We start from the raw sequence: 3,166 nt of genomic DNA, 5'->3' as shown, positions 1-3,166 counted from the left end.
TAGAGCCGCCCGCCGCCCGTCGAGAACGGATCGGCGACGAAGCGCTCCGCCGTCAGGCCGGGACGGTTCAGGTAGCCCCGCGCCAACCCCGCGCCGCCAAGATAAAGCTCCCCGACCGCCCCGAGCGGCAGCGGATTCAGCGAAGCGTCGAGCACCATCGCCCGGCGCTCGCCGATCGCCTGGCCGATGGGAGCGGTTCCGGCTTGCCGTTCATCGGCGGCCTGCCAGACGAGAGGGGTGATCACCGCCTCGGTCGGCCCGTAAGCGTTGAAGATTCGGCCGGTCCAGCCGGCGAGGCGCCCGGTGAGCGACAGATCCCAGGCCTCTCCGCCCAGGATGCAGGCGCGCAGGCGGTGGCCGGGCATGGCATCGGCCAGGGCCTCGGCATGGCGGGCAAGATAGGCCGGCGGCAGGTCAACCACAGTGACGCCGTCGCGCAGAATCAGCGCCGCCAGCCGTTCCGGCGTGGAATCCGCCATGGCGCCCAGGACGACACCGGCCCCCGCCAGCAGGGGCATCAGGATCTGTTCGCTCGCCGCATCGAAGCCGAAGGAGGCGAAATGCAGCAGCCGGTCCCCGGCGGTCATCCCATAAGCCTCGGCCGCCGCCAGACAGTGGCGGGCGAGCGCCCCATGGGAAACCATGACGCCCTTGGGCGTCCCGGTCGATCCGGAGGTGTAGATCAGATAGGCCAGGGCTTCGTCCACCGGAGCCCGGAGATCGCCCTCCGCGTCCGGCTCATCCCCGCCTATCCCGTCCCCACACATTCCGTCGGCGTCCAGCGTCAGGCAGTCCACCCCGGTCGGTATCGAACCGAGCACGCTGTCCTGCCTCAGGATCAGAGCCATGCCGCTGTCGGCGATCATGCCCGCCAACCGGTCATGGGGGAGGCGGCAATCGAGCGGCACATAGCCTCCGCCCGCCTTCAGCACGGCCAGAAGCCCGACGATCATAGCGGGCGATGGCTCGACCGCCAGCCCGACCCGGACATCCGGCCCGACACCCAGCGCACGGAGCCGCCGGGCCAGCCGGTCCGAGCGGTCCTTCAAGGCACCGAAGGTCACCGACCTCCCATCGGCCACCAGGGCGACGGCTTCCGGAGAGTCCGTCGCGCGGGCATCGAACAGCGTCGCGGGCGATGGGGCGGCACCGGAGGCCGTCCTCAGGGGCATGGTGGCGACATCCATGCGGTCGTCGGCCGACAGGCGGATGGACGCGACCGGACCGCCCATCTCCGCGGCGAAAGCGGCAAGGATGCGCCGGTAATCCTCCGCCATCGCGGCGGCCCGCTCCGCCGCAAGGCGGTCGGCGGCATAGCGCAGGTCGCAGCGGATACGCCCACCGTCATCCTCCTCGACCTCGAGCGACAGGTCGAACAGGGCGATGCGGGGGCCGCCCGCCAGCGGTCTGATCGTCAGACCGGCGACCCGGTCCAGCGCCGACAGCCGACGGTGCTGATGGTTGAACATCGCCTGGAACAGCGGATTGCGGTCGAGCCGGCGTTCCGGCCTCAGGGCGTCCACCAGATGCTCGAAGGGCAGATCCTGGTTGGCCTGGGCGTCGACCGACCGGCCGCGAACCTGCGCCAGCACCTCATGCAGACCGAGCCCGCCATGCAGGTCCGCGCCGATGACCTGACTGTTCACGAACAGGCCGATCAGGCGCTCGGTTTCGGCGCGATGACGCCCGGCGACCGGCACCCCCACCCGCACATCCCCCTGCCCGGTGTGACGGTGAAGCAGAAGCAGGAATGCGGCCAACAGAAGATTGGCGACGGTCGCCCCCATCTTGCCGGCCACGGCGCGCAGTTGGGCGCCAAGGGCATCGTCGAGGGCGAACGGGACGCCCGCCTCGCGCCGGTCGCGCTCCTGCCCACCGTCCGCTGCGCTCTCCCCGTCCCGCGGCAGCATCAGCTCCGGCTGCTCATCGCCCAGCACGGCACGCCAATGGTCGAGCTGGCGCGCCCCTTCGCCGCTGCGCAGGAGCCGGTCCTGCCACAGCGCATGGTCGGCATACTGGATCGGCAGCGGGGGCAGCCCGGCGTCCCGCCCCTCCCGCCGGGCGACGTAGAAAGCGGCGAATTCCTCCACCAGCCGGTTCACCGACCAGCCATCGGCGGCGATGTGGTGGAGCGTCAGGAACAGCGCATGCCCGTCCTCCGCCAGCCGCACCAGCCGCAGGCGGACCGGCGGTGCCGCTTCCAGATCGAAGGGGGTTGCCGCCTCCGCGTCGGCCAGGGCCCGCAGCCGGGTTTGCCGTTCCACCGGGACCACGGCCGACAGATCGGTCCAGGCGATGTCCGGGGGAGCGGCGGGATGGATGCGCTGTTCAGCCTCGCCGTCGCACGCCGGGTAGCTGGTCCGCAGCACCTCGTGCCGTGCCAGGATATCGGCGAAGGCAGCGGCAAGCGCCTCCCGGTCAAGGGAACCGGTCAGGCTCAGACCCATCGGAATGTGGTAGGCCCGGCTATGGCGGTCGAGCTGCCAGAGCACCCACAGCCGCCGCTGGGCATGGGACAGCGGCAGCCGGTCCGGCCGGCGACCCGGCAGGATCGGCAGCCGGGCGAAGGAAATTCCTGTCTGGGCCAAACGCCGGAGGAACTCCTCCTGCCGGTCGGCGGGCAACACGTCGAGGCGCCGGGCGATCTGGGCGAGCGCGTCGGCCGGCCGCTCCGCCGGTTCATGCTGGGGCTCATGCTGGACAGGCGTGGTCATTGCGCGACCTCCGACGGCAGGGCTTCAAAATCGGCTTCGAGGTCGGCCAGCAGGGCGTCCATGCGGCCGATCTCCTCCTCCGCGGCGCCGTCCGCCGTCTCCCGGTCGATCCGCGCCGCCAACTCGGCCAGGGTCGATGCCTCGAACAGGGTGCGCAGGGGCAGTTCCACCGCGAGCCGCTCGCGGAGCCGTGCCGCCACCCGTGCCGCCAGAAGCGAATGGCCGCCGAGTGCGAAGAAATTGTCGGCGCCGCCGACACGCTCCACCCCAAGCACCGACCGCCAGATCTCCGCCACTGCATGTTCTGTCGCCGTCGATGGCGGAACATGCTCCACGCCGGCATCCGGCGCAGGCTCGGGCAGGGCCTTGCGGTCAAGCTTGCCGTTCGGCGTCAGCGGCAACCGTTCCAGCACCACCAGATGCGACGGGACCATGTAGTCCGGCAGGTCGCG

At 71.1% G+C, this 3,166-nt stretch carries 2 protein-coding genes; both read right to left on the bottom strand.

The features are described 5' to 3' along the window. The coding region (locus CRT60_RS00200; protein ID WP_143272918.1) for a condensation domain-containing protein at positions 1-2,714 on the bottom strand (2,714 nt) is incomplete at its 3' end. After that, a partial coding sequence (locus CRT60_RS00195) for a phosphopantetheine-binding protein (protein ID WP_244592183.1) occupies positions 2,711-3,166 on the bottom strand: 456 nt, incomplete at its 5' end. The genes CRT60_RS00195 and CRT60_RS00200, both read right to left, overlap by 4 nt.

Origin of the sequence: Azospirillum palustre (genome assembly GCF_002573965.1) — a bacterium.
Lineage (GTDB): Bacteria > Pseudomonadota > Alphaproteobacteria > Azospirillales > Azospirillaceae > Azospirillum > Azospirillum palustre.
This window is presented reverse-complemented; position numbering and strand designations above follow the sequence as displayed.